Here is a 24,641-nt window from a genome sequence, read left to right as displayed (position 1 = left end):
AGGTGAGCAACAGGAGCCACTTCCATGGATTCACCCCTCCACAGATGGCGCCGCAGAGCGTCGACCGTCCTCGCCGCGCTCGTCGTCACCGGGGCCGGTCTCGCGCCCGCCCCGGCCCTCGCCCAGTCTTCACCGTCCGCGTCCGGTGACCGACTGACCTCCCTGGTCAATCCGTTCATCGGCACGCAGAACTTCGGCAACACCTTCCCCGGCGCCAGCGCCCCCTTCGGGATGGTGCAGGTCAGCCCGGACACCGGCGGGCAGGGCGGGTACGACTACCAGCAGGACAAGATCCACGGTTTCAGCCAGACCCACCTCTCCGGCGTCGGCTGCTCCGTCATGGGCGAGCTGCCGCTGATGCCGACCACCGGCGCGGTCGACACCGTGGACCCGGACGCGTACCGCTCGACGTACTCGCACGACGACGAGAAGGCCGAACCCGGCTACTACCGCGTCGGGTTGAAGACGTACGACATCGACGCCGAGCTGACCGCCACCCCGCGCACCGGGTGGCAGCGCTACACCTTCCCGGCGACCGACCGGGCCAACGTGCTGTTCAACACCGGCAAGGCCAACCAGCGGGTGTACAGCTCGGAGGTGCACGTCGTCGGGGACCGGACGGTCGAGGGCCGGGTCGAGGCCGGCAACTTCTGCGCGGGCAAGGACCGGCACACGGTCTACTTCACCGCCACCTTCGACCGGCCGTTCGCCTCGCACGGCACCTGGCGGGGCTCCACTCCCCGTCCGGGCGAGCGGGACGCGGCCGGTGAGGGCGGCAACGGCGCCTGGGTGACGTTCGACGCCGGGGAGGACCGCGACGTCGTCATCAAGGTCGGGCTGTCGTACACGGGTCTCGAAGGCGCCCGGAAGAACCTCGAGGCGGAGACGGCGGACTCGTACGACTTCGACGCCACGCGGGAGGCCCTGCGCACCACCTGGGAGCGGCAGTTGGCCGGCGTGAAGGTGGACGGCGGGCCGGCCGAGCGGCGGCGCGCGTTCTACACGGCGCTCTACCACGCGCAGTTGCACCCGAACCTCGCCGGGGACGTCGACGGACGGTACGCGGGCTTCGACGGGAAGGTGCACACGGCGGACGGGTTCACGCCGTACCAGAACCTGTCGTTGTGGGACACGCACCGGCCGCAGAACCAGCTGCTGCAGCTGCTGGAGCCGAAGGTGGCGCGGGACGTGGCGCTGTCGGTCGTGGCGATCGGGCGGGACGGCGGCTGGCTGCCGCGCTGGTCGCTCGCCAACAGCGAGACCAACATCATGACGGGCGACCCGGTGACGCCGTTCCTGGTGGAGGCGTGGTCGAAGGGGCTGCTCGCCGGACATGAGCAGGAGGCGTACGCGCTGCTGCGGAAGAACGCGATGCGGACGCCGCCGGACGAGTCCCCGTACAACGGGCGTGCGGGCATCGAGGCCTATCTGGAGCGCGGGTACGTCCCCAGCGGGCTGGAGCTGGGGAAGGACTGTCCGGACAAGGGCGGTGACAACGACTGCGCGCACCCGGCGTCGGCGACCCTGGAGTACGCGGCGGCGGACGCGTCTCTGGCGCTGATGGCGAAGGGGCTGGGCCGCACGGCGGACGCGCGGATGTTCGCGGCGCGCGGGCAGTGGTACCGGAACCTGTGGGACTCCTCCCTCCAGCAGTTCCGGCCGCGCACCACCGAGGGCACCTGGGTGACGCCGTACGACCCGGTCGAGGCGGGGCACCAGTTCCACGAGGGCGGCGCCTACCAGTACCAGTGGCTGGTTCCGCAGGACCCTGCCGGACTGGTGTCGCTGATGGGCGGCCGGAAGAGGACGGAACAGCGGCTCGACGCCTTCTTCGCCTACGACAAGCTGCTCAAGGACCCCGCCAGGACCGCCCGCGAGGACTGGATCTCGGCGCCGTACGACTACTACGGCAAGCCGACCTACAACCCGAACAACGAACCCGACCTGCACGCGCCGTACATGTACCTGTGGGCGGGCGCGCCCGCGAAGACGGCGACCGTGACCCGCGCGGCGATGACGCTGTTCACGGACGGGCCGGACGGGATGACGGGCAATGACGACCTGGGCACCATGTCGGCCTGGTACGTCTTCTCGTCGCTGGGTCTGTACCCGGTGACGAACGGCGGTGACTTCCTCGCCGTGTCCTCCCCGCAGTTCCCCTCGGCGGAGATCCGCATCGGCGCCTACGGGAAGCTGCAGGGCGGCACCCTGACCGTGAAGGCGCCCGGGGCGAGCGACACCCGGCGGTATGTGAAGCGTGCGCAGTTCGGCGGGAAGGACCTGCGCACCACCTGGCTGGACTGGGACGCGGTCGCCGAGGGCGGGCGGCTCTCCTTCGAGATGAGCGACAAGCCGTCGGCGTGGGGCACCGGCAAGGGCGCCGAACCGCCGTCGGTGAACCGAGCGGCCGCCGACTCCCGCCGTCACCTCGACGCGTCGCTGCGCACGTCCGCCGACGTGGTGCCCGCGTCGGACAAGGCCGAGGACGTGCGACTGCGGATGGACGTGCTGGGCCAGGCGCCGGGCTCGCTGCGGGTGACGGTGGCGGCGGAGGCGCCGCGCGGGTGGACGGTGCGGACGTCCGGGCCGTTGACGCTGGCCTCGCACCGGCTGCCGGTGCAGCGGACCGCGACGGTGGACCTGCGCGTGCCGGCCGGGACCGAGCCGGGCACGTACACCGTGCGGATCACGGCGGGCGCCGGCGGGGTGCGGACGGTGGAGCGGGTGGCCACGATCCAGGTGCGCGAGGCCGCGCGCTGCGCCGGAGGCGGCGGTGAGTGGTGCGCCGTCGACCTCGGCACGGAGCTGAACCACGACGGGACCGCGACCGTCACGGCGTCCGCCGAGGGCGACTTCGACGGCGGCGGGTGGAGCTACGACGGCGACCTGCTGCCGGCGGCGGGACCGGTGGTGTGGGGCGGCGTGACCTACCAGGCGCCCGACCCGTCCGGCACGGCCGCGAACTTCGTCGAGGCGCGCGGACAGGCCCTGCTGCTGCCGACCGGTTCGTACGGCACGCTGCGACTGGTCGGCGCGTCCCACCACGGGCCGGTGACGACGGACCTCACCGTCCGCTACACCGACGGCACCACCGCCGAACTGCCGGTCACCGTCGGCGACTGGGCGGGCTCCACGCCCGCAGGCGGCTCCGTGGCGCTGGAGATGCCGCACCGGATCAAACGGGGACAGGGCGTGGACGGACCGCCGGTGCGTCTGTTCGCCGCGTCCGTCACCCTCGATCCGTCGAAGGCGGTGCGCTCGCTCGGGCTGCGGAACGACCCACGGGTGCAGATCTACGCCCTCACGCTCGGGTAGCCCCCACCCGAGGCCGGGCGTCCGTGTCCCGTGACACGGACGCCCGGCTTGTCACGTCCCGCCCGGTGTGCGCGGTAGCGTGCGGCACGAACCGAGGCGTCGTGACCTGCGGGCCCCTGGCCGCGCGGGCCAGTGAATCGAGGTGGCCGCCGATGGGCGTGGAGAGCGTCCTGCATCCGAGCCTGATCGTCCCCGTGGGGCATGTGGAACCCGTGCCGCGCCGTGTGCGCGGAATGGTGGACGGGCACGTCGTGTTCGACACCCGCCGTGCCCTGTACGTGTGGGAATGGGCCGGCTATCCGCAGTACTGCGTGCCGCGGGACGACCTGGTCGAGGCGTCGCTGATCGACGACGACCGGACGGAGCACCTCGGCGCGGGCCCCGCGCGGCGCCACTCGCTGCGGGTGCGGGACGCCGTGCGGGAGGGTGCGGCCTGGGTGTGGCACGACGGCGCCCCGGAGGCCGTGCGGGGCACGGTCCGCTTCCGCTGGAGCGCGCTCGACGCGTGGCTGGAGGAGGACGAGCCGGTGTACGTCCATCCGCGCAGCCCGTACGCCCGCGTGGACGCGCTGCGGTCCTCCAGCCGGGTGCGGGTGGAGATCGACGGGGTGGTCCTCGCGGACGCGCCGCACTGCGTGAAGCTGTTCGAGACGGGTCTGCCGACCCGCTACTACCTGGACCGCGCCCACATCAACTGGCCGCTGCTGCGCCGCACGGACCATGTCACCCAGTGCCCGTACAAGGGAACGACGAGCGGCTACTGGTCCTTCGACGGCGGCACCGGCCCGCACGAGGACATCCTCTGGGCGTACGACTTCCCGACCGTCCAGGCCTCCCGCATCGCGGGCCTGGCGGCGTTCTACAACGAGTACGTCGACCTGTACGTGGACGGCACGCTCCTCCCCCGCCCGACGGGCACACCGGGGGTACCGGCGCGGGCGGGCGGCAGGCGCGGCTGAGACGGCAGCCCGTCGTCGCCCTGGCGGAGCAGCGGGAAGGTAGGGGGCGACGGCTCAGGCGAGCGGCCGGCAGTACAGCGCCGCCGGCGTCCGGGCGGAGCCGATACGGCCCGTCCAGGCCATCCCCGCCGCGTACTCGTCGTCCGCGCACTGGCCCTTGTGGTGGCCCCGTGCGAAGTCGCCGCCCTTGGGGGACGTGCCGCGGTTGTCGCCACGGTCGAACCAGACCGTGCGGCCGCCCGGGGCGGTGAGGGTGCCGGGTGTGGCCTCGCGGCACAGGGCGGCCGAGACGGCGGCGCCGCGCACGCTGTAGCCGGTGAGGAAGTGGCCGTCGGCGCACTGGAGTTTGGTGTAGCCGGACGCCCAGTCGCGGCCGGGTGCGACGTGCCGTTCGTCCTTGACGACCTCGTGTCCGCCGCCCGGTTCGTCGAGCGCGCCAGCGCGCACGTCGGTGCACAGGCCCCGGTTGCCCGTGTGGCTCAGACCCGCGAGGCGCAGTCCGTCGGGGCAGGCCGCCTTGCGGGCGCCCGGATCCCAGTCGGGCAGCGCGCGCATCCGGCGTGACGCGACGAAGTCGCCGTGGTCGGGGCCGAGCATCGCCCACTCGGTCACCGGCGGGACGTGACCGGTGCGGGCGGGGGCCTCGACGAGGCGCCGCCAGGCGTCCGACCGCCAGTCGTCGCCGTCGTGGACGGCCATGCGCCGACCGGCGGCGTCCCAGTGGAGCAGGGCCCAGCCGTTGCCACGGCGGTTCTCATGCCATCCGACGAGGGGCCAGTACGCGAAGTCCGCGTCGGCTGCGATCAGTTGGTCGACGAAGTTCTCGAACCAGGCGCGCGGGGCCGCACCGCTCTCCTCACGTCCGCCGACGCCGAACTCGGAGATCCATACGGGAGCCGTGTAGTGGCGGTCCGCGTCGCCGGCGACGTAGAACGCCTGGCGGTCGAGGACGTCGGAGAGTTCGGCGGGGGTGAGGTCCTGGTAGCGGGGGTCGCTGGTCTCGCCGATGCCCGTCGCGCCGGTGTGGCGGGGACCGGTGTAGCCGTAGAAGTGGGCGGAGTAGACGAGTTTGCCGGAGTCGACGAGGGTGTGCGACAGATCGCGTACGGGTTCGAGGGTGGGGCGTCCGTGCGGGAGGCCGTCGACCGGCAGGCCGGTCCAGTTGATGCCCTCGACGATGATCAGCAGGTCGGGGTCGGCCTCGGTGAGGATGCGGTCGCCGGCCCTCTGGCTCGCGGCGAACCAGTCGTGCCGGTCGCCGAGGCCCCAGTTGGGGTCGTCCCAGACGCTGCGCCGGACCTCGTTGTAGAGGTCGGCGCCCACGACGCGCGGGTTGTCGCGGTAGCGGCGGGCCATGAACAGCCAGTCGTTCTCCCAGGTCCCGGCGGACCGGCTCGCGTTCCAGCGTTCGTTGCCCTCCACGCCGCAGCACCAACGGGTGGTGTTGGTGTGGTTGTTGAGGATCACGGCGAGACCGGCGTCGGTCAGTGCGCGCACCGCGGCGTCGTACACCTCCAGCGGTGTCCTCCCCTCCAGTCGGGGGTTGGCGGTGACGGCGTCGGCGGTGACCGGGCGGGTGTCGTGGATCATCTCGTTGGAGAAGGGCAGCCGGACGCTGTTGATCCCGATCTCCCGGAAACTCGCGACGATCTCGGCCATCGGGGCGCGGTCCAGGCCGAGCGGGACGCGGTGGGCGTTCTCACCGGCGTGGTGGTTGGCGTCGTCGTCCGCGCTGCCGCTGCCGTTCCATGTGCCGCTGGCGCCGTGCCAGTTGCCGGAGCGCAGTTTGACGCGATCGCCGTTCGCGTCGACGATCCAGCGCCCCCGCGTGCTGAGCGGAGGGGTCCAGTCGGCGGGCGCCGCAGCGGTCGCGTCGGCGCGGTCCGGTGGGCGGGCCGCCGCGGGGACGGGCACCGACAGGACCAGCAGGAGAAGGGCGGACGTGATCTTCGGTACCCAGGAACCTCGCACTGCCGCCGCTCCCTCCACAAAGGTCACCTTCATGATGCGGCCATGACACATGGATGCGCCATACCTGGTGGGCGCCGCGCTCACCCGGGCCGGGACAGCGCCGTCATTCTCCGTACGGCCCCCGCTCCGGCCATCCGCATGCGGCATCCGGGGCACGTCCGCGCCCGACGGGCGTGTGGCGTGGCGGGCCCGTCCGGTCCCGCCCAGCATGAGGAGGTGCCCTGCCGGACGCGAGCTGAACGTGGACACCATCGACGCGGACCGCTGCGACCCGTACACGCGCTGACCGGGCTGACCGGCGCCGCGCCGGGTAGACGGCGAGCGGCAGCCGATCGTTCGGAAGGACGGACCGCACCGTGAGCACCTCTGACCCGTTGGCCGGCACGCCCGCCGCACGACGGCCCGAGCCCCGACGATCGCTGCTGGTGTGCGCGGTCATCGGGGCCGCCGTCATGGCGGCCGTGGACGAGATCGTCTTCCATCAGCTCCTGCACTGGCACCACTTCTACGACCGCTCCACGTCGGGCGTGGCCCTGGTGTCGGACGGGCTGCTGCACACGGCCGAACTGCTGGCGCTCGTCGCCGGGTTCTTCCTGTACGCGGATCTGCGGCGGCGCCGGGCGCTGGCGCCGGGGCACGCGTGGAGCGGGGCCTTCCTGGGCGCGGGCGCCTTCCAGGTGTTCGACGGGATCGTCGACCACAAGGTGCTGCGCGTGCACCAGGTGCGGTACGGCGTCGACGTCACGCCGTACGACTGGGCCTGGAATCTGGCGGGGCTCGCGCTGCTGGTGATCGGGGGCGTGCTGCTGTCGCGCGCCCGGCGGGCCGGGGGGCGGCGGCCTTCGTGACCGCCGGTCCGGCGGCTGCTCCCCTCACGCTCGCGTGTGTGCTCGCCGCCGTGGTGTACGCCGCGGGCGCCGCCCGGCTGCGGAGACGGGGGGACGCCTGGCCGTGGCGGCGGGACTGCGTGTTCGCCGCGGGGTGCGCGGCCGTGGTGTGGGGGCTGACCGGTCCGGTGCCGGGCGGGCCGTTCACCGCGCACGCCGGCCGTCATCTGCTGACGGCGATGGCGGGACCCGCGCTGCTCGCGGTGGCCCGGCCGCTCACGCTCGTCCTGCGGCTGCTGCCGCCGGGCCGGCCGCGCCGGGGGCTGCTCCGGGTGGCCCACTCCCCCGTCGCCGGGTGGCTGTTGTTCCCGCCGGTCGCCGCGGCCGTCGATCTCGGCGGTCTGTGGCTGCTGTACCGCACCGAGCTGTGGGCCGCCGCCCATCGGCATCCGCTCCTGGGCGGTCTGCTGGAGCTGCACATGCTGCTGGCCGGACTGCTGTTCGCGATGGCCGTCTGCCGGCTCGACCCGGTGCGCGGCCGGTGCGGTCTGCCGCTGCGGGCGGTGACACTGCTGGCGGCGGGTGCGGCCCATGCCGTCCTGGCCAAGAGTCTGTACGTGGCGGGGCCGCCGGGGACCGCGTTCGCGGCTGCCGATCTGCGGGCCGGGGCGCAGCTCATGTACTACGGCGGGGACGCCGTGGAGGTGTTCCTCGCCCTGGTCCTCGCCGTGCAGTGGTACGCGGCGACCGGGCGGCGCCGGGCACGGCAGGCGGCCCGGGACGCCGTTCCCGCGGGTGCGCACTGACCCCGCGGTCTACAGACGGACGACGATCAGCGCGATGTCGTCGCGGCCTCCGTCGGCCACGCCCAGGCGGGTGAGCAGGGTGTCGGCGAGGGGCTCCGGGTCGAGTCCGGCGTGATGGGCCACCGCGTCGGTGAGGCGGAGCAGGCCCGCGTCGATGTCCTCGCCCCGGCGTTCGACCAGGCCGTCGGTGTAGAGCACCAGGGTGTCACCCGGGGCGTAGGAGACGGTGGCCTGCGGGCGCGGGGTCCGTTCGACGAGGACGCCCAGCGGCGGGTCGGTGGCCTGGTCGAGCAGCTCCGCCGGGCCGTCACGCCGGCCCAGCACCGGCGGGGGGTGGCCGGCGCAGGTGTAGGTGATGCGGCGGGCCCTGGTGTCCACGACGGCCTTGGCGGCGGTGGTCGCCAGCGCGCCCTCGAAGGTCTGGGCGTACCGGCTGAGGAGGTCCATCGCCGCGCCCGGTTCGTGCATGGCGCGTACGGCGGCGGACAGGGCGCTGCGCAGCATGCCCATGACGGCGGCGGCCTCCAGGCCGTGGCCGACGACGTCGCCGACCGCGACCGTGAAACTGTCGTCGCTCAGGTCGACCACGTCGTACCAGTCGCCGCACACGTTGAGGGAGCGGGTCGCCGGCATGTAGCGCACGGCGATGCCTCGGTGCGCGGCCAGGTCCGGGGCGTGCAGCATGACGTCCTGGAGGGCGAGCGCGGTGCGGCGTTCCCAGTCGTGGGCGGCGCGGAGCTTGTCGTTGGTCTCCTGGAGCTCCCGCGCCTTCGCGTACAGCTCGGCCTCCGTGACGGCCCTGGTGCGCACCCGGCCGGTCGGTGTGTCGTGGACGGGCCGGGACAGCAGGAACTCGGTCATGTCCTCGACGCGGTGCACGATCCACTCGATCTCACCGTCGGGGCCGAGGACGGGCGTGTTCACCGGCGACCACCAGCGTTCCTGGAAGGCGCCGGGGCGTCCGGGCACCGGGAGGTCGTACCGCTGCACGGCGAGCGTGTCCGGTTCCTTGGTCCGCAGGACGCGCTGGAGGGAGGCGAACAGGGTGCGGATGCCGTCGGCCGCCGGGTCCTCGGGGTTGTCCGGGTAGACGTCGAAGAGGTAGTGGCCGATCAGCTCCTCACGGGTGCGGCCGGTCACTCTGAGGTACATCTCGTTGACGTCGACGACGGTGAGGTCGGCGTCCAGCACCAGGTACGGGCTGGGCAGGACCGAGAAAAGGGCCTGGTGGTCGACCCGCGATGGGCTCATGTGCGGTCTCCCGTCCGGCGCCGGCACATCACCGTCAGTATGCGCCGCGAAGCCCGGATCCGTCGGGTCGCCCGACTCCGGAGGGACGCGCCGATGAGTTCGGCGGACCGGCGGAGTCCCACCCGGAGGAGGCGGCGCACCGGGCGCCGTTCCGGCCGACGGGAGCGGGCACCATGAAGCTGACCACCATCACCAACGTCTCCGTCGACGGCGTCATGCAGGGCCTCGGCCTGGCGGACGAGGACCGCCGGGGCGGTTTCGAGCGCGGCGGCTGGGCCCTGCCGCTGGTCGACGAGGAGACCATGACCCGTCTCGGCGAGGTGTACGGGCGGGCCGACGCGTTCCTGTTCGGGCGCAGGACCTACGAGATCTTCGCCGCCTCGTGGGGCGCGATGGCCGACCCGGAGGACAATCCGGTCGCCGCGCCGCTGCACGCGCGGCCCAAGTACGTCGTGTCGAAGACGCTCACCGACCCGGGCTGGGCGCACACCACCGTGCTGGCCGGCGACCCCGCCGCCGCCGTGCGGGAACTCAAGGAGCGTATGCCCGGTGAGCTCCAGGTGCACGGCAGCGGGCAGCTGGTGCGGCGGCTGGCCGCCGAGGGCCTGATCGACGAGATGCTGCTGCTGACCTATCCGGTGATCGTGGGTCAGGGCACGCGGCTGTTCCCGGCGGACGGCCCGGACGGCGCGCTCGAGCTGGTGGACTCACGGGCCACGCCGGGCGGGGTGACGTGGCAGGTCTACCGGCCCGCGGGCCGGCCGCGGTACGCCACGGAGGTGCCGCCCCGGACGTCGTGACCCCCTCCGGCGCGCGGGGTCAGAACGGCATCTTGCCGCGCGCGCGGCGGCCGGCGGAGCCGCTGCGGCCGACGGCGCGCGAGCTGGAGTGGAAAGGCTTGCTGAGGAGCCGGCCGAGCGGCCCCGGAGCCTTGGAACCGGCGCGCGAGCCGAGACCCAGGGTGCGTTGCGTCCCGTTCTGCGGGTGCCGCGACAGGCGTGGCACGAAGAAGGCGAGCAGCGCGATGACGATGCAGACGGCGATGATGCCGACGGCCATCATGAGGTCCTCCAGAGTGTCGCGATGGGGCGGTGAGCCGCGGACCGGCGGTCCGTGCGACCTCTCGTTCCCGCTCCCGACGCGAACACGCTTCCGCATCCGTACCTGCTGCCGGGTCTTCGTCTCAGGCTTCACAGCGGCACCGTGACCCCCATGTGATCAACGACGCGTAAGGTCCCTCCCCGCCACGGTCGGTCGTGGCGCGGGGAACGAGGACGGGGCACGGGGGGCGGGACATGGAGTACCGGCATGCGGCGATACCGGCCGTGGCGGGCGGGCTGATGCTGACGCTGCTGCTGTGGTGGGCGGGGGCGAGCGCCGACGCGCTGGACCTGGACGGCGCCACCGGCGCGCTGGGCATCGAGACGGTGAACGCGCTGCGGTCCTGGCTGAACCCGTGGGCGTACGATCCGCGGCCCGGCGCGTCCGTGGCGGCGACGGCCGACGGCGCCAGTTACCTCGCCCTGCGCGACACGGCGATGCAGATCCGCTTCGTCGCCGTGTTCCTGTTCTACGCGGCCGGGGCCCTGCTGCTGGTCCGGCGGCTGCCCGCGGAGCGCGGCCGGGTGTGGCAGGCGCTCCTCGCCCTCTGGGCGTGGGGCGTGGTCGCGGGGACCCTCGCGGTGACCGTGTCGGCCCCGTGGATGATCGCGTCCGGCGGGCGCGGGAGTTACCGGTTCCTGCCGCAGCTCGCCGCGCTCGCCTCGGCCGGGCGGACGGTGCTGGTGCCGTTGGCGCTCGCCGCGGCGGCGTGGACGGTGTTCGTGACCCGGGTGGCGTTGCGGAACACCGAGCCGCAGCCGCGCGAGGACGTGCCGGCGCGGACCGCCGTCGTCGCCGCGACCGTGGGGACCGCGGTGGTCGCGGTGTCCGTGGTGCTGCTGTCGTACCAGGCGAACGCGGCGCGGATCCAGACGATGTTCACGGGTGGCGGTCTTCTCGGCGAGCCGGGTGATCTGCTGCGGCAGTGGCTGCTGCTGAGCGCCTGGTCCGGTCCCTCGGGGGTCGGGCTGTGGGACTGGCTGCTGGTGCTGTTCGGTGACGTGCTGCTGCTCGCGGTGGTGTGGTGCGCGCTGCGGTGGCTGCCGGGGATGCTCACCCAGGTCTCGGTCCCGGCGATGGCCGTGTGCACGGTGTGCGCCGTCGTCCTGGGGCTGCTGGTGCGGCACCTGTGGCGTGTGGTGGCCGTCGACGGCGGGACCACGTCCTGGCATCTGCTCCGAGCCGCGTCCGGACTCGGTGAGGGGACGAGCGCGGCGGTGCTGTGGGGCACGCTGGCGGGCGTCACCGCCACGGTGGTGCTGCGGGTCACGGGGCGGGGAGCGGAGGCGCCCGTGCGGGCGGCGGCCGGGGACCGTTCCGGCGAGTAGGGTCGGTGCGGCCGTGTCCGCCGGAGCCGACGAGGAAGCGCATGATCGACGTCGAGTTGGTGCAGCTTCTGGTGTCGCCCGCGCACCGGCTGGCCGGGCGGCCCTCGGAGGGGCCCGCGCCCGGTCCGGACGACGAACGCGTCACGCGCGCCGAGGTGCGGGCGGGTCTGGGGCTGGTGGGCGACCGCTACTTCGCTCAGGCCGCGCACCGGGACGCCTCCGTGACGATGATGTCCGTGGAGAACCTCCCCACGGACATCGCTCCCGCCGTCGGTCTGCGGGAGACCCGGCGCAACGTGCTCCTGCGGGGCGTCGACGTCGACGCGCTGGTGGGGGCGACGGTGAGTCTGGACTGCGGGGAGGGCCCGGTGCGGTTCTCGCTGAACCGTCCGGCGCGGCCCTGCGCGTGGATGAACGTGACCGTCGGCCCGGGCGCCCAGAAGGCGCTCAGGGACAAGGGCGGGGTGCGGTGCACTCCGCTCGACGACGGCGTCCTCCTCGTCGGGCCGGCCCGGTTCGAGGTGCTGTCCGAGCCGGCCCCGCGTCGGAGGGCGTAGGACGCGGGGGCGCTACTTGATCACGGCGTTGGCGCCAATGATCACGAAGCCGATCAGCATGTCCCCCGCCCCGGCCCGCAGCGAGGCCGGCCAGGTCCGGCCGGCGCGGCGCGCGGTCCACATGCCCCATGCGGCGAGGATCAGGGTGTTGACCACGAGCGCCACCTCGACGGCGGCGGCCTCCGTCCACCAGTCGGGGACGGCGAAGAGCAGAAGGACGATCGTGGGGGCCGCCGCGGCGACGACCGGCCACTCCGCGAGCATGGCGCGCAGGCCGGCCGTCAGGCCGCCGGGTTCGGCGGACATGCGGTGGGAGAGCACGTGGGCGTAGCCGTGTGCGGCCGCGGCGGCGACGGCGGTGAGCAGCACCCAGAGGGCGTCGGAGCCGGGGCTGGTCTGCTCGTCCGGTGAGTCGAGGGCGGCCGCCAGGGCGCTGGCCAGGACCAGTCCGTAGACGCCGCTGAGCAGGCGGGGTTCCGGGAGGAGCCGCTCGGCGGCGCGTGGGGCGTCCGGCTGGGGCGACGGGTGGGCGGGTTCATGCATCGCGGGCGGCCTCCGGCGGGAGGGGCGGGACAGGGCGGCGCGACAGCATGTGAGGCGACCGGAAGGTCCGGCCGCCGCACATGCGCCGTGTTCTGGATCAACTTCCGGGCCACCCGGAGGCAACGCCCTGTGCCGCAAGCTGCCCCATTTGCCCGAGCCCGCTACGGGGACCCGCGGCGCCCGTCGGCCGCGGTCACCGGCCGGCGGTGCCGGTCGCCGTCCGCTGCCTGCGGGCCGCCATGACGGCGTGGACCAGCACGCCGGCGAAGAGGAACAGCACACCCTGGTGGACGGCCTGGTATCCGGCGCCGGCGACCAGCCACAGCGAGAACGCGGCGGCGACCGAGGCGACGACCAGGTCGCGGACCAGGCGGGCGCGGTCGACGCGGTCCCGCCGGCCGGAGACGAGGTGGTAGAGCTGCGCGGCCGTCGCGAGCAGGTACGGGACGGTCGCGGTGAAGGTGGTGACCAGGACCAGCGTCTCGAACACCCGGGCCGTGCCGGAGGCGTAGTTGTACACGGTGAGCAGGGAGGCGAGGAGGACGGTGACGCCGACGCCCACCGTCGGCACGCCCCGCCGCTTGCGGGCCAAGGGGGCGGGGAACAGTCCGTCCTTGGCGGCGGCGTAGGAGGTCTGGGCGCTGAGGAGGGTCCAGCCGTTGAGGCAGCCGGTCATGGAGACGAGCGCTGCGAGCGCCACGGCCCAGCCGCCCCACGCGCCGCCGAACATGCCGTTGACGGCGTCCGAGAAGGGTGCGCCGGACTCGACGAGCCGGTCGTGGGCGACCGTGCCGAAGACGGCGAGGGTGCCCAGCAGGTAGACGACCGCGGCCCCGGCGGTGCCGATGACGGTGGCGCGTCCGACGGTACGCCGGGGGTCGCGCACCTCGCCGGCGCTGACGGCGGCGGACTCCACGCCGAGGTAGGAGAAGAGCAGGATGGCGGCCGCTGCGGAGACGGCGCCCATGGCGCTCTCCCCGCCGGCCCGGAAGGGTCCGAGGTTGCCGGCGTCGAAGAAGAAGAGTCCGCCGACGGCGACGAGGAGCAACGGTACGAGCTTGAGCACCGTGGACACGACCTGCACGGCGCCGACGTAGCGGGTGCCGGCGTAGTTGGCGAGGGCGGGCAGCCATTGGACGACGAGGGCCGCGAGACAGGCGGTCCAGCGGTGTTCGCCGACGGGGATCAGCACGTCGAAGTAGCCGACGGCGGCCACGGCGAGGGCCGCGTTGGACACCCAGGTGGTGATCCAGTACGCCCAGGCGGCGAGGAACCCGGCGAAGTCGCCGAAGGCCTCACGGGCGTACACGTACGGGCCGCCGGTGCGGGGGTCGCGTTCGGCGAGGCGGCCGAAGACCAGGGCCAGGGCGATGGCGCCGACCGTCAGCACGCCGAAGGCGAGGAGGCTGATGGTGCCGTAGGGGGCGATGGAGGCCGGGAGCAGGAAGATGCCGCCGCCGATGATGTTGCCCATGACCAGTGCGGTGGCGACGGGCAGTCCGAAGCGGCGGGTGCGCCGCCCCGTGCCGTCCGGGGTCCCGTCGGGGGTGTCCTGCGGAGCCGGAGCCGGTGGGGGGACGGTCCCGGTGACGTGCATGGGGTGGTGCGCCTCTCGTCGAACGGATGCCCGGGATCGCCGGGCCGGAGACATGGTCGGGGACGATGACGGATCGCTCCAAATCAGGCGTAATCGTCCCGCCGGGGACGGTGTGGCACCGAAAAGGATGCACCGTGAAGGCATCTGGACGGGCAATTGTCCGGCGGCCGGCCACGCCTCCGTCTGGCTCTGCGACGGGCGTGCCGCGGCGGTAGCGTGAGGAGCGAGCCCGTTCCCGGGCACTGCGGAGGCGGCCCATGCCGACCTGGTCCTGGTCCTCCCGGTTCCAGCTGGGGCAGTACGTCAGAACCAGCCTGTGGATCCTGCCGGTGCTCGGCCTGGCCGCCGGGGCCCTGCTCGGCGAGGCGGCGCTCGCCCTGGACGACGTGGTGGGCATCCCGACCGGCTGGCGGTACACCGCCACCACGGCCTCGGGCGTGCTGACCGCCATCGTGGGCGCCATGGTCGCCCTGCTGGGGTTCGTCGTCACGATCGGGGTGCTGGTCGTCCAGCAGGCCACCGGCACGCTGTCCCCGCGCTACATGCGCCTGTGGTACCGCAACCCGCTGCAGAAGACGGTGCTGTCCCTGTTCGCCGGCACCTTCGCCTTCGCGTTCACGCTGCTGCGCCGGATCGGTCCGGACACGGTGCCCGACCTGGGTGTCACCCTGGCCGGCCTCGGGGTCGCGGTCAGCCTGGTGATGCTGCTGGTCTACCTGAACCGGTTCGTGCACGACGTGCGTCCGGTGGCGATCGCCGACCGGGTGTGCCGCACCGGCCTGCGTGTCCTCGGCGTGTCGGTGCAGGCGCAGGGCCGCTGCGTCCTCCTCGACGAGCGGGACGACGGTCCGCCCCTGGACACGCCCGCGCAGGTGGTGCGCGCGGTGGAGGGCGGGGCGGTGCAGGGGCTGGACGTGGCCGGGCTGGTGCGGGCCGCGGCGCGGTACGACTGCGTGCTCGTGGTGGCGCACCGCGTCGGGGACTTCGTGCCTCCCGGGTCGGTTCTGCTGGAGGTCCACGGCACGCACCGCGACCCGGCCGAGCCGCGCCGCCTCGCGGGGCTGGTGGCGCTGGGCGCCGAGCGTACCGTCGAGCAGGATCCCGCCTTCGCGCTGCGCGTGCTGGCCGACATCGCCACGCGGGCGCTGTCCTCGGCGGTGAACGACCCGACGACCGCCGTGCAGGTCCTCAACCACATCGAGACGTTCCTGCACGGGGTCGGCCGGTCGGAGCTGCGGGGCCGGCACGTGCTGGCCGACCTGGACGGCCGGCCGCGCGTCGTGGTGCCGGGGCGCGGCTGGGAGGAGTACCTGGAGCTGGGCGTCACCGAGGCGCGCGAGTACGGTGTCGGCTCGCTCCAGGTGTGCCGGCGGCTGCACGCCCTGCTGGACGGGCTGCTGGACGGGGTGCCGGACGCGCGGCGGCCCGCGGTGCGCCGCCAGCTCGTGCTGCTGGACGACGCCGTGGAGCGGGAGTATCCCGAGGGGATCCGCCGTACGCTCGCCCGCACCGGCGACCGGCAGGGCATCGGGGGCGGCGGCTCCTCCCCCGACGGTCCGGCGCGGCCCGACGGCGACGTGTGAGGCGGAGCGGCTCCGTTCGACCTGGGAGCGTCACGGGGTCATGCTGGAAGGAGGTCTTCCCCCCCACACGAGTCAGGGGGCCTCCATGAGAGCGGTACGAGCTCACGACCGCGACGCGCCTCTGGACGATCTCGTCGTGGAGGAGGCCCCGTACCCGTACGCGGGTGAGGGCGACGTCGTCGTGAAGGTACGGGCGGCGTGCTTCACGCCCGATGAACTCACCTGGCCCGCCTCGTGGGTCGACCGGGCCGGCAGGCCCCGCTCCCCCGTCGTACCGGGACATGAGGTGTCGGGAGAGGTCGCCGAGGTGGCGCTCGGCACCACCGGACTGTCCGTCGGACAGCGGGTGATCGGCCTCACCGACTGGAACCGTGACGGCACCCTCGCCGAGTACGTGGCGGTGGAGGCGCGCAATCTCACGCCGCTGCCCGCGGACGTCGACCCCGTGCGGGCGGCGGCCCTGCCGATGCCCGGACTCACCGCCTGGCAGGGGCTGTTCACGCACGGCCGGCTCGGGATCGGGCAGAGCGTCCTCGTGCACGGAGCGGGAGGGGGGGTGGGAATGGCGGCCACACAGCTCGCCCGTGACGCCGGAGCGCGTGTCCTCGGTTCGGGCCGCGCGAGGAGCAGGGACCGGGTGCTGGAACTGGGCGCGGAGGAGTTCGTCGACCTGGAACAGCCGGCGTGGGAAGAAGCCGTGGGCCTCGTCGACCTCGTATTCGACGCGGTCGGAGGGACGGTGCTCGACCGCTCGGCCGCCGTCCTCAGAGCGGGAGGCGCCCTCATCAGCATCTCCCGCCCGCCGACCGTGCGGCCCGAGAACGGCCGGGCGATGTACTTCATCGTCGAGCCCGACCGGGATGACCTCGCGCAGGTCGTCGACCGTCACCGACAGGGCCGGCTGCGGCCCCTGGTGGGGAGCGTCCGTCCGCTCGCCGAGGCGCCGGACGCGTTCCGCACGAAGTCCGGGACGGCCGGGAAGACCGTCGTCACCGTCGCGTGACGCCGGTGCGCCCGTCGGGAGCGGGGGGTTCCGCAACGACGGAAAGCAGTCATTCTCATGGATCTCAAGCTCGAACTCATCGTGCTGCCGGTGTCGGACGTCGACCGGGCCAAGGCCTTCTACGAGGCCATGGGCTTCCGGCTCGACCTCGACAAGGCGGCCAGCGAGGACTGGAGGGCCGTGCACTTCACCCCGCCCGGTTCGGAGTGCTCCATCATCTTCGGCAAGGGCATCACGTCCGTGCCGCCGGGCTCCGCGCAGGGCATGTACCTCGTCGTCCCCGACATCGAGAAGAGCCGCGCGGAACTCGTCGACCGCGGCATCGAGGTCAGCGAGGTCTTCCACGACGCAGGTGCCGTCTTCTACCACGGCCACGGCGGCGGGGACTTCACCCACGACCCCGCCCAGGGGCAGGGCCGGCTGCCTGGTCTCCACCCGGACCGGATGTCCTACGGCTCCTTCGCCACCTTCAGCGACCCGGACGGCAACGGCTGGGTGCTCCAGGAGGTGCAGCAGCGGCTGCCCGGCCGCTGACGGGGTGTGACCCGGGCGGTGCCGACTCCGGGCGGCCGCCGTCCCGTCGACCGGGACGGCGGCCGTCACCCCGAGCTTGTGCCGTTCACACGGCGGGCGCCGGAAGGCGCAGATAGTCCAGTCCGCTCGCGTCGAACCAGAGGTGGCTCGGGGAGCGGACCATGCGCAGCAGCACGTCGTCGCAGCCGGGGCAGCGCAGCACCGTTCCGGGGCCGCCGAGGTAGGCGTGCGCCTCGGCCAGCCGCATCCGCAGGCCGCAGCTCTGGCACCGGCCGGAGGCCATGGTCATGTCGGCGCCGAACAGCGACTCGAGGTCGCCGGCGGCGGCGTTGCCGTCGAGGAAGCCGGGTTCGGTGTTCATGAAGTGGGTCCCTTCGCTCACCCGCCGGGGCCGAAGCGTTCGGTCCGTATCCGGCGGGGGTCGTGGCCGAGTGCCACGAGCAGACCGGACGCCGTCTCCACGAATCCGGTGGACCCGCAGACGTAGCAGGCCGGTTCGAAGTCCGGCGGCCACCCGCCGGCGGACAGATCGTTCGCGGTGACGCGCCCGGGCGGCCGCGGCCAGCCCTCCGGTGCGGAGCGACTGTAGAGGAAGGTCTTGTCGAGTCCCGGGTCCTGCGTCCGCAGGTCCGGGACGAACAGCTGGGATCGCGGAGTGCGGAGGCTGTACACCAGCCGGAACGGGACACGGTTGGCGAGGGCGCGCCGGGTGCGGATCATCGCCATCAGCGGCACCAGTCCTGAGCCGCCTCCCACGAGCAGCACCGGTTCCTTCTGCTCGTCGGGCCGCCACACGAACCAACCGCCCACCGGCCCGCGCAGTTCGATCACGTCCCCCACCTCGAGGACGTCCACCAGGTACGGGGAGACCTCGCCGTCGTCGATCCGTTCGAGGGTCAGCTCGACACGTTGCCCGTCGGACGCGGAGGCGATCGAGTAGCTGCGCTGCGTGCTGTAGCCGTCCTCCGCTGTGAGCCGTACGTCGACGTGCTGTCCGGGCAGGTGGCCCGGCCAGCCGGGGACGTCGAACACGAGGGTGCGGGCGGTGTCCGACTCGTCGCGCCGACCGGTGAGGCGGGCCTCCAGCCAGCGCAGCCGTGCGCCTAGTCGCCCCGGTACCGCTGCTCGCGCCATGGGTCACCGTACTCGTGGTAGCCGACGGTCTCCCAGAAGCCCAGTTCCTCCTCGTCGAGCAACTGGATGCCGCGCACCCACTTCGCGGACTTCCAGAAGTACAGGTGTGGGACGAGGAGGCGGGCGGGGCCGCCGTGTTCCGCGGGGAGTTCCTCGTCGTCGAAGCGGTGGACGATCCACGCCTTGCCGTCGAGGAGGTCCTCGACGGGAAGGTTGGTGGTGTAGTCGCCGTAGGAGCGGACCAGGGCGTACTCGGCGCCGGACTCCACGTTCGCGAGGAGGACGTCGAGGGAGACGCCCTGCCATCGGGTGCCGAACTTCGACCACTTGGTCACGCAGTGGATGTCGACGGTGGGCGTCTCGGAGGGCAGGGCCATCAGCTCCTGCCAGTTCCACTGGTACCGGACGCCGGTCTCGGTGCGGACGGTGAACTCCCAGTCGTCGAGGCTCACCGTGGGTGTGGGGCCCGCGGACAGTACGGGGAAGCCGGTGGTCTCGTACTGACCCGGCGGCAGCTCGTGCCCCTTGTCCCGTGCCCGGCCGTGGAATCCGCGTGAAATGACGGCCATGTCGCATCCCCACTCTCGGAAGAGGGCAGTCCCCATTGTTCAGGAGTGGCCGCGGCCCGGCATCTCGGCGCAGCGGCTTCGCCCGCCGTCCAGCCGGCCCTGTGCGGCCGCCGCCTCGATGCGGTCGAGGTGCGAGGCGAGGATGGCCTCGAAGGCGGCGCGGCGGTCCGCGCTCAGGGGGTGGACCTCGCGGGCGAAGAGCACCAGGGCCGGGAAGCGCTCGGGGTCGGTGCCGAGGACCGCGACGCGGAACGGTTCGAGGCCCTGTTCCCGCTCCTCGCGCGTGAGGGTGGCGATGCCGGCGTCGGAGGAGACCGGCGCGACGAGGAGCACCGCGAGACGGTGGTGGTGCGCGGGGATCTCCTCGTCGGGCAGTCCCGCCGCGCGCAGGGCCTGGAGCACCTGCTCCATGATCAGGCGGGATCCGGCGCCGCTGGACGCGTAGCGGCCCCACACCGCGGCGAGCTGCGGCTGCCGGGCGAAGGCGTCCCTGACGCAGGGCGAGGGCGGTGAGGCGGGGGCACGGCCGGCCTCGACGCGCCGGTGTCGCGGTACCTGCCCGGTCGGCGTGCCGGGCGGCACCCCGGGGGGTGTACTCCAACATCAACTACCTGCTGCTGGGGCAGCTGTTGGAGAAGGTGACGGGGCTGCAGGCCGAGCGGTGCATCGCCAGCGACGTCATCGGGCCCGTGAGTCTGGGGGAGACCGGACTCGCCGTCGGGGCACACATCGAGGGGCCGCACTCGCGGCTCTACGAGGCGTGGTTCCGCATGATCGACCCGCCGCGCGACCACAGCGTCCACGACATGTCGTGGGTGGGCCCCTCGGCGTCGCTGATCTCGACGGTCGCGGACCTCAACCGCTTCTACGCGCTGCTGCTCGCCGGGGAGATCGTCACGCCGTCCTCACTGGCCGAGATGCAGCGCACCGTGCCGGTGGTCTCCCCAGAGGGGAGGACGATCGACTACGGCCTCGGTCTGCACCCGCTGCAGCCGCTGAGCCCGGGGCAGGACCCCTACTGGGGGCACGGCGGCACGGTGCAGGGCGGCGGGACGCCGGCGATGGCCCGCGCCGACGACGGCCGCCAGTGGTGTGCAGCCGTCAATCTCCAGCGCTGGAACGAACTCGACACCTCCGGCCGTCCGCAGCCGCACGCCATCGACGCGGCGCTGGCGGCCTTCCATCGCCTGGCGGCGAACGGCTGACCGCTCCACGTCCCCGTTCAGGGTCCGTCAACTCCCGTCCGGCGGACGGACGCCAGGTCCTCACACGCTGCTGACACCCGCGTCGCCTACCCTCGGTAGGAGGCACCGACACGCGGTGCGGCTGCACGTCGAGGAGGCGGGGGTGCTCGGTAGAGGTGCGTGGCTGATCGCGGGGGCGGTCGTCGTGGCCTGCATGATGCTTGTCGGCCCCAGCACGCCCGCCGGGGCCCCGTTCGCCCGGACGGTGCCGGTCGACGCGGCGAAGGACGTGGTGCCCAACCGGGTCATGACGTGGAACATGTGCAACCCGTGCGACGAGAGCAACGTCGAACGGGCGGCGGAGATCGCCGCGTACGCGCCGCAGGTCGTCGGCCTCCAGGAGGCGTGCGTACGGGACGTGGAACGGATCCGGGACCACCTCGCCAATCTCCACGGGCTGGACTACCACGTCGAGTACGGCCCGGTGCTGCGCAACTGGAGCCGCTGCGGCGGCGTTCCGTGGAGGCCGGGAGGCTACGGGCAGGCGGTGCTGTCGGCGGCGCCGATGACCGACGTCGTCACGGCGGAGTACCCGGACGGCGGCTCGGAGGACCGCGGGTACATCGCCGTCACGACCGAGGTCGCCGGGCAGACCGTACGGGTCTTCAACACGCACCTGGCGCAACGGCGTCAGGAGGAGGTGCGCGAGCGGCAGACCGCGGTGCTGGCGCCGCAGGTCGCCCCGTACGAGCGGGCCGTCGTGCTGGGCGACTTCAACGCCGTGCCCGACTCCCCCGAAATGTCCCCGATGTGGGCGCTCGCCGAGGACATGGACGCCGGGTGCCGGCCGCCGGCCGCCGGCGCCTGCGAGCCGACGACGGACTGGCAGAGCAAGTACGACTACGTGTTCCTGCGCGGGCTTTCGGCGCTGGGGCACGAGGTGCGGCCCAGCCGGTTCTCGGATCACCATCTGCTGCACGCCGACGTCGCCGCGCGCTGATTCCCGTAAGAGTTCTGTTAGGACGTGTGATTCGCGGATACACGTTCCGCGAACCGACGTCGAAGGAGTCAGTGATGGGCATTATCGCTTGGATTTTCATCGGTCTGATCGCCGGCGCGATCGCCAAGGCAATCATGCCGGGCAAGGACCCGGGCGGCATCATCATCACCATGCTCATCGGCATCGCGGGCGGCCTGCTCGGCGGCTTCCTGGGCAAGGTGATATTCGGGGTGGACTCGATCGACGGTTTCTTCGAGCTGTCGACGTGGATCGCGGCCATCATCGGCTCCGTCATTCTCCTCGCGCTGTACCGGGTTTTCACCGGCCGCAGCCACCGGGGCGGTCACGCCCACGCCTAACGGCACATTCACCGGTGTGAGGTGACACCCGCAGGTCTCTGCCTGCACGCGGAAGGCCCCCGTCCTCCTCTCGGAGACGGGGGCCTTCCGCGTGCCCGTTCACTCCGGCTCGCGTCCGGTGCGAGGGTCGGTGCGGAGGTGGGCGCGGACGCCCTGGAGGCCGAAGAGGACGAGGAGTTCGACGGCCTTGCCGTCGGCCGTGCCCAGCCAGTGCGGCAGGGAGGTGTCGAACTCGGCCGCCTCGCCGGCTGACAGCGTCAGGTCCCGCTCACCGACCAGGAGCCGCAGACGGCCGGTGAGGACGTACAGCCACTCGAACCCCTCGTGGGTCTGCGGCGTGGGCGCCGCGGGCTCGGGCCGGGCGGGGATCATGAGCTTGAAGGCGTGCACGCCGCCGGGCCGGCGGGACAGCGGTACGAAGGTCATCCCGAACCGGGTGACGGGCTTCAGGTGGATCCGCGGGTCGCCGGTGCGCGGCGCCCCCACCAGGTCGTCCAGCGGCACGTCGTACACGCGGGACAGCGGCAGCAGCAGTTCGAGCGTCGCCCGGCGCCGGCCGCTCTCCAGCCGGGACAGGGTGCTCTCGGAGACGCCGGTGACGGCCGCCACGTCGGCCAGTGTGAGCCCGCGGTCACGGCGCAGCGCCCGCAGCCTCGGGCCCACGGCGTCCAGTACCTCGTCGTCCGTCCTGCCGTCCATCGCGCCAGCTTGCCACAACGGCAAGTTTCCGTGCCGGGACGGTGGCCGGCTGCCGAGACTGGGCGCGACGACCACGACCTGAAGGAGTTCCCGATGAACAGCACCAGCGCGGTCACGTTCTGGGACGGCGTCCACGCCGCCCGCCCCGCGACGGACAGCCCGTCCCCCAACGTCCGGCTGACGGAGACGGTGACGGGTCTGCCGCCCGGCGAGGCCCTGGACCTCGGGTGCGGCAACGGCGGCGACGCGCTGTGGCTGGCCCGTGCGGGGTGGTGGGTCACCGCGGCCGACATCTCGGCCGTCGCGGTCGACCGGCTCACCGCGCTCGCCCGCGCGCACGGTCTGCACGACCGGGTCACCGCCGTACGGACCGACCTGCGGACGTCGTTCCCGCCCGGCGCGTTCGACCTGGTGAGCGCCCACTATCTGCACACCCCGTACGACCTGGACCGGCCGGGCGTGCTGCGCGCGGCTGCACACGCGCTGCGGCCGGGCGGGCGCCTGCTGGTCGTCGACCACGGCTCGACCGCGCCCTGGTCGTGGAACCAGGATCCGGGTGTTCGCTTTCCGGCCCCCGAGGAGGTCGCCGCGGGGATCGGGCTCGACCCGGCGGTCTGGACGGTGGAGCGGGCCGACGCGCCCCGCCGGATCGCGACGGGCCCGGACGGCGGCACGGCCGAGGTGACCGACCATGTCCTGCTCGTCCGCCGGGCGGGGTGAGGGTCAGGACACGGGTGTCGCGCTGAGGAAGTCACGGATCTCGCGGACGACGCGGTCGGGCGCGTCCTCCATGAGGAAGTGGCCGGCGTCGGGCACGACGACGAGTTCGGCGCCGGGGATGTCGTCGCGCAGGCGCTCCGCGTAGTGGACGGGCTGCCACTGGTCCTCCGCGCCCCACAGGATGCGCACGGGCATCGTGAGCTCTCCGAGCCGGGCGGCGATCTCCTGGGTGTAGCGCGCGTCGTAGTGGCGCACCTGGTGCTCGAAGAAGGAGGTACGGCCGAGCCGTGACGTGTGGGGCGCGAGGTACGCACGCAGGACGTCGCCGCTCATCCGCGACGTGTCGGCGACCGTCATGGAGAGCTGACGGGTCAGCAGGGCGTCGAACTCCTCCTGCGGCAGGGCCGCGTGCGCGTCCAGTTCCTCGTCGATGATCCGGCGCCAGGTGGGCGAGGGCCAGGAGTCGTAGCTCACCGAATCCATGATCATCAGTCGGCGTACCCGTCCGGGGTGGGCGAGGGCGAAGCGCAGGGCGACGGCTCCGCCGATGTCGTGCGCCACCAGGCTCACCTCCTCGACGCCGAGGGCGTCGAGGAGGTGCCCGAGCAGGTCGGTCTGGCCGGCGACGGAGGTGTCCCGGTGGGCGGGGCGTTCGGAGAGGCCGTACCCCAGCAGGTCGTACGCGACGACGCGGTGGCCGGCCGCCTCGACGTGGGGGACGACGTCGCGCCACTCGTAGGAGTGGGAGGGCGTGCCGTGGAGGAAGACGACCGGCTCTCCGCTTCCGCTGTCGCGGTAGGCCAGGCGTACTCCGTCGACGACGAGGTGGTCGGTCAGGAACGACATGGTGCCCTCCTCGGGGGCCGGGGCGACGGACCGTCGGCGGGGGCGCCGACCGTCGAGTAAACTGGGTAGACCAGTCTACATAGAGAGGGGTGCGTCATGTCGAGGGAGCAGGAGTCGGCGGAAGCGGTCCGGCCGGAGAGGAGACGCCCGGCGCGGGAGCGGATCCTGCGGGCGGCGGCGCGGCGCTTCTACCAGGAGGGCGTGACGGCCACGGGCATCGACACCATCACCGCCGAGGCCGGCGTGGCGAAGATGAGCCTCTACAACAACTTCTCCTCCAAGGCGGACCTCGTCAGGGCCTACCTGGACGACCGGCACGAGGACTGGCTGGTGCGGTACCGGAGGCGGGTGGACCCGGAACCGGACCCCCGCGACGGCGTGCTGGGCGTCTTCGACACCTACATCGACGGCGCGGACGCCCCTCCCACAGGTGACTTCCGGGGGTGCGGACTGCTCAACGCGGCCTCGGAGATGCCCGCCGGGCACGAGGGGCGGGCGCAGGTGCGCCGGCAGAAGGAGGCGGTGGAGCGGATGATCGCGGAACATCTCACGGCGCTGCTGCCCGGCCGTCCCGACGCCGCCCGGGCCACGGCACGGCAGATCGCCTTCCTGTTGGAGGGGGCGATGGTGCGGGCGGGCCTGGAGGGCGACAGCCGCTGCCTCCGGGACGCGCGCGCGATGGCGGAGCGGCTGCTGGACCAGGCGTGACCGTGCCGGGAGGAAGGTGCGGCGGAGGTCCGAGGTCGGGGCGGATG

Annotated in this window: 24 protein-coding genes and 2 pseudogenes; 15 read left to right on the top strand and 11 right to left on the bottom strand. The window is 73.1% G+C overall.

Going from position 1 to position 24,641, the window contains the following annotated elements; translation table 11 throughout:
* Nucleotides 1-24: 24 nt before the first annotated feature.
* Nucleotides 25-3,315 carry a GH92 family glycosyl hydrolase gene (locus tag MTR79_RS15515; protein WP_244790702.1) on the top strand — a complete coding sequence of 1,097 codons (3,291 nt, stop codon included), beginning with the start codon at nucleotides 25-27 and terminating at the stop codon, nucleotides 3,313-3,315.
* A gap of 152 nt (nucleotides 3,316-3,467) precedes the next feature.
* Nucleotides 3,468-4,274, top strand: a complete 807-nt coding sequence (locus tag MTR79_RS15510) for a DUF427 domain-containing protein (protein ID WP_086700570.1) — start codon at nucleotides 3,468-3,470, stop codon at nucleotides 4,272-4,274.
* Nucleotides 4,275-4,328: 54 nt separating this feature from the next.
* On the opposite strand, the gene MTR79_RS15505 is transcribed toward MTR79_RS15510, so the two are convergent.
* A complete protein-coding gene (locus MTR79_RS15505) occupies nucleotides 4,329-6,278 on the bottom strand; it encodes a cellulase family glycosylhydrolase (protein ID WP_244790700.1) in 1,950 nt (649 codons plus the stop codon).
* A gap of 323 nt (nucleotides 6,279-6,601) precedes the next feature.
* Here MTR79_RS15505 and MTR79_RS15500 point away from each other — a divergent pair, with 323 nt between their 5' ends.
* Both MTR79_RS15500 and MTR79_RS15495 read left to right on the top strand, forming a co-directional pair.
* Nucleotides 6,602-7,093: a DUF2243 domain-containing protein gene (locus tag MTR79_RS15500; protein WP_244790698.1), complete on the top strand. Its 492-nt coding sequence runs from the start codon at nucleotides 6,602-6,604 to the stop codon at nucleotides 7,091-7,093.
* The gene (locus MTR79_RS15495; protein ID WP_244790696.1) at nucleotides 7,090-7,878 is read left to right on the top strand and encodes a cytochrome c oxidase assembly protein; all 789 of its coding nucleotides are present in this window, start codon (nucleotides 7,090-7,092) and stop codon (nucleotides 7,876-7,878) included. Before MTR79_RS15500 ends, MTR79_RS15495 begins: the two co-directional genes overlap by 4 nt.
* 9 nt (nucleotides 7,879-7,887) lie before the next feature.
* Here the strand turns inward: MTR79_RS15495 and MTR79_RS15490 are convergent, their stop codons facing one another.
* Nucleotides 7,888-9,129 (bottom strand): SpoIIE family protein phosphatase, encoded by a 1,242-nt coding sequence (locus tag MTR79_RS15490; protein ID WP_086700577.1) that lies wholly within the window; start codon nucleotides 9,127-9,129, stop codon nucleotides 7,888-7,890.
* A 173-nt stretch (nucleotides 9,130-9,302) separates the two neighbouring features.
* Here MTR79_RS15490 and MTR79_RS15485 point away from each other — a divergent pair, with 173 nt between their 5' ends.
* A complete protein-coding gene (locus MTR79_RS15485) occupies nucleotides 9,303-9,929 on the top strand; it encodes a dihydrofolate reductase family protein (RefSeq protein ID WP_244790694.1) in 627 nt (208 codons plus the stop codon).
* Nucleotides 9,930-9,948: 19 nt separating this feature from the next.
* Here MTR79_RS15485 and MTR79_RS15480 read toward each other — a convergent pair whose 3' ends face one another.
* Nucleotides 9,949-10,191 (bottom strand): DUF6411 family protein, encoded by a 243-nt coding sequence (locus tag MTR79_RS15480; protein ID WP_048459926.1) that lies wholly within the window; start codon nucleotides 10,189-10,191, stop codon nucleotides 9,949-9,951.
* A gap of 233 nt (nucleotides 10,192-10,424) precedes the next feature.
* On the opposite strand from MTR79_RS15480, the gene MTR79_RS15475 reads away from it, so the two are divergent.
* Nucleotides 10,425-11,558 carry a hypothetical protein gene (locus tag MTR79_RS15475; protein WP_244790692.1) on the top strand — a complete coding sequence of 378 codons (1,134 nt, stop codon included), beginning with the start codon at nucleotides 10,425-10,427 and terminating at the stop codon, nucleotides 11,556-11,558.
* A 41-nt stretch (nucleotides 11,559-11,599) separates the two neighbouring features.
* Nucleotides 11,600-12,115 (top strand): molybdenum cofactor biosysynthesis protein, encoded by a 516-nt coding sequence (locus MTR79_RS15470; RefSeq protein WP_244790690.1) that lies wholly within the window; start codon nucleotides 11,600-11,602, stop codon nucleotides 12,113-12,115.
* A 12-nt stretch (nucleotides 12,116-12,127) separates the two neighbouring features.
* On the opposite strand, the gene MTR79_RS15465 is transcribed toward MTR79_RS15470, so the two are convergent.
* Both MTR79_RS15465 and MTR79_RS15460 read right to left on the bottom strand, forming a co-directional pair.
* Nucleotides 12,128-12,658: a hypothetical protein gene (locus MTR79_RS15465; RefSeq protein ID WP_189364397.1), complete on the bottom strand. Its 531-nt coding sequence runs from the start codon at nucleotides 12,656-12,658 to the stop codon at nucleotides 12,128-12,130.
* Nucleotides 12,659-12,851: 193 nt separating this feature from the next.
* Entirely contained in the window at nucleotides 12,852-14,255 is a 1,404-nt protein-coding gene (locus MTR79_RS15460) for an amino acid permease (RefSeq protein ID WP_244790688.1), read from the bottom strand.
* A gap of 257 nt (nucleotides 14,256-14,512) precedes the next feature.
* Between MTR79_RS15460 and MTR79_RS15455 the strand changes: the two genes are divergently transcribed.
* The 3 genes from MTR79_RS15455 (at nucleotide 14,513) to MTR79_RS15445 (ending at nucleotide 17,375) form a co-directional block, all read left to right on the top strand.
* A complete protein-coding gene (locus tag MTR79_RS15455; RefSeq protein WP_244790686.1) occupies nucleotides 14,513-15,838 on the top strand; it encodes a DUF2254 domain-containing protein in 1,326 nt (441 codons plus the stop codon).
* An 85-nt stretch (nucleotides 15,839-15,923) separates the two neighbouring features.
* A complete protein-coding gene (locus MTR79_RS15450) occupies nucleotides 15,924-16,841 on the top strand; it encodes an NADP-dependent oxidoreductase (RefSeq protein ID WP_189364400.1) in 918 nt (305 codons plus the stop codon).
* A 57-nt stretch (nucleotides 16,842-16,898) separates the two neighbouring features.
* Nucleotides 16,899-17,375, top strand: coding sequence for a VOC family protein (locus MTR79_RS15445; RefSeq protein ID WP_086704898.1), 477 nt, complete (start codon nucleotides 16,899-16,901; stop codon nucleotides 17,373-17,375).
* An 85-nt stretch (nucleotides 17,376-17,460) separates the two neighbouring features.
* Here MTR79_RS15445 and MTR79_RS15440 read toward each other — a convergent pair whose 3' ends face one another.
* The 4 genes and pseudogenes from MTR79_RS15440 to MTR79_RS15425 form a co-directional block, all read right to left on the bottom strand.
* A complete protein-coding gene (locus tag MTR79_RS15440) occupies nucleotides 17,461-17,736 on the bottom strand; it encodes a DUF6510 family protein (protein WP_244790685.1) in 276 nt (91 codons plus the stop codon).
* A gap of 17 nt (nucleotides 17,737-17,753) precedes the next feature.
* A complete protein-coding gene (locus MTR79_RS15435; protein WP_048459935.1) occupies nucleotides 17,754-18,509 on the bottom strand; it encodes a ferredoxin reductase in 756 nt (251 codons plus the stop codon).
* The gene (locus tag MTR79_RS15430) at nucleotides 18,479-19,078 is read right to left on the bottom strand and encodes a sulfite oxidase-like oxidoreductase (RefSeq protein WP_048459936.1); all 600 of its coding nucleotides are present in this window, start codon (nucleotides 19,076-19,078) and stop codon (nucleotides 18,479-18,481) included. The genes MTR79_RS15435 and MTR79_RS15430 overlap by 31 nt, the downstream gene beginning before the upstream one ends.
* Nucleotides 19,079-19,117: 39 nt before the next feature.
* A pseudogene (locus tag MTR79_RS15425) lies at nucleotides 19,118-19,595 on the bottom strand (TetR/AcrR family transcriptional regulator C-terminal domain-containing protein); the annotation flags it as partial.
* Between the two features lie 61 nt (nucleotides 19,596-19,656).
* Here MTR79_RS15425 and MTR79_RS15420 point away from each other — a divergent pair.
* The 3 genes and pseudogenes from MTR79_RS15420 to MTR79_RS15410 form a co-directional block, all read left to right on the top strand.
* A pseudogene (locus MTR79_RS15420) lies at nucleotides 19,657-20,283 on the top strand (serine hydrolase domain-containing protein); the annotation flags it as partial.
* A 142-nt stretch (nucleotides 20,284-20,425) separates the two neighbouring features.
* Nucleotides 20,426-21,262, top strand: coding sequence for an endonuclease/exonuclease/phosphatase family protein (locus tag MTR79_RS15415; protein WP_244790683.1), 837 nt, complete (start codon nucleotides 20,426-20,428; stop codon nucleotides 21,260-21,262).
* Between the two features lie 74 nt (nucleotides 21,263-21,336).
* The gene (locus MTR79_RS15410) at nucleotides 21,337-21,621 is read left to right on the top strand and encodes a GlsB/YeaQ/YmgE family stress response membrane protein (protein ID WP_048459940.1); all 285 of its coding nucleotides are present in this window, start codon (nucleotides 21,337-21,339) and stop codon (nucleotides 21,619-21,621) included.
* A 99-nt stretch (nucleotides 21,622-21,720) separates the two neighbouring features.
* Here MTR79_RS15410 and MTR79_RS15405 read toward each other — a convergent pair whose 3' ends face one another.
* Nucleotides 21,721-22,320 carry an XRE family transcriptional regulator gene (locus MTR79_RS15405; RefSeq protein WP_048459941.1) on the bottom strand — a complete coding sequence of 200 codons (600 nt, stop codon included), beginning with the start codon at nucleotides 22,318-22,320 and terminating at the stop codon, nucleotides 21,721-21,723.
* A 93-nt stretch (nucleotides 22,321-22,413) separates the two neighbouring features.
* On the opposite strand from MTR79_RS15405, the gene MTR79_RS15400 reads away from it, so the two are divergent.
* The gene (locus MTR79_RS15400) at nucleotides 22,414-23,040 is read left to right on the top strand and encodes a class I SAM-dependent methyltransferase (RefSeq protein ID WP_244790681.1); all 627 of its coding nucleotides are present in this window, start codon (nucleotides 22,414-22,416) and stop codon (nucleotides 23,038-23,040) included.
* A 3-nt stretch (nucleotides 23,041-23,043) separates the two neighbouring features.
* On the opposite strand, the gene MTR79_RS15395 is transcribed toward MTR79_RS15400, so the two are convergent.
* Nucleotides 23,044-23,886 (bottom strand): alpha/beta hydrolase, encoded by an 843-nt coding sequence (locus MTR79_RS15395; protein ID WP_189364403.1) that lies wholly within the window; start codon nucleotides 23,884-23,886, stop codon nucleotides 23,044-23,046.
* Between the two features lie 96 nt (nucleotides 23,887-23,982).
* Between MTR79_RS15395 and MTR79_RS15390 the strand changes: the two genes are divergently transcribed.
* Nucleotides 23,983-24,594, top strand: a complete 612-nt coding sequence (locus tag MTR79_RS15390) for a TetR/AcrR family transcriptional regulator (RefSeq protein WP_244790679.1) — start codon at nucleotides 23,983-23,985, stop codon at nucleotides 24,592-24,594.
* Nucleotides 24,595-24,641 lie beyond the last annotated feature (47 nt).

It is taken from the genome of Streptomyces sp. BJ20 (genome assembly GCF_022869105.1).
GTDB classification, from domain to species: Bacteria; Actinomycetota; Actinomycetes; order Streptomycetales; family Streptomycetaceae; genus Streptomyces; species Streptomyces griseoincarnatus.
The sequence above is the reverse complement of the archived record's forward strand: the minus strand, read 5'-3'. Positions and strand labels throughout refer to the sequence as shown.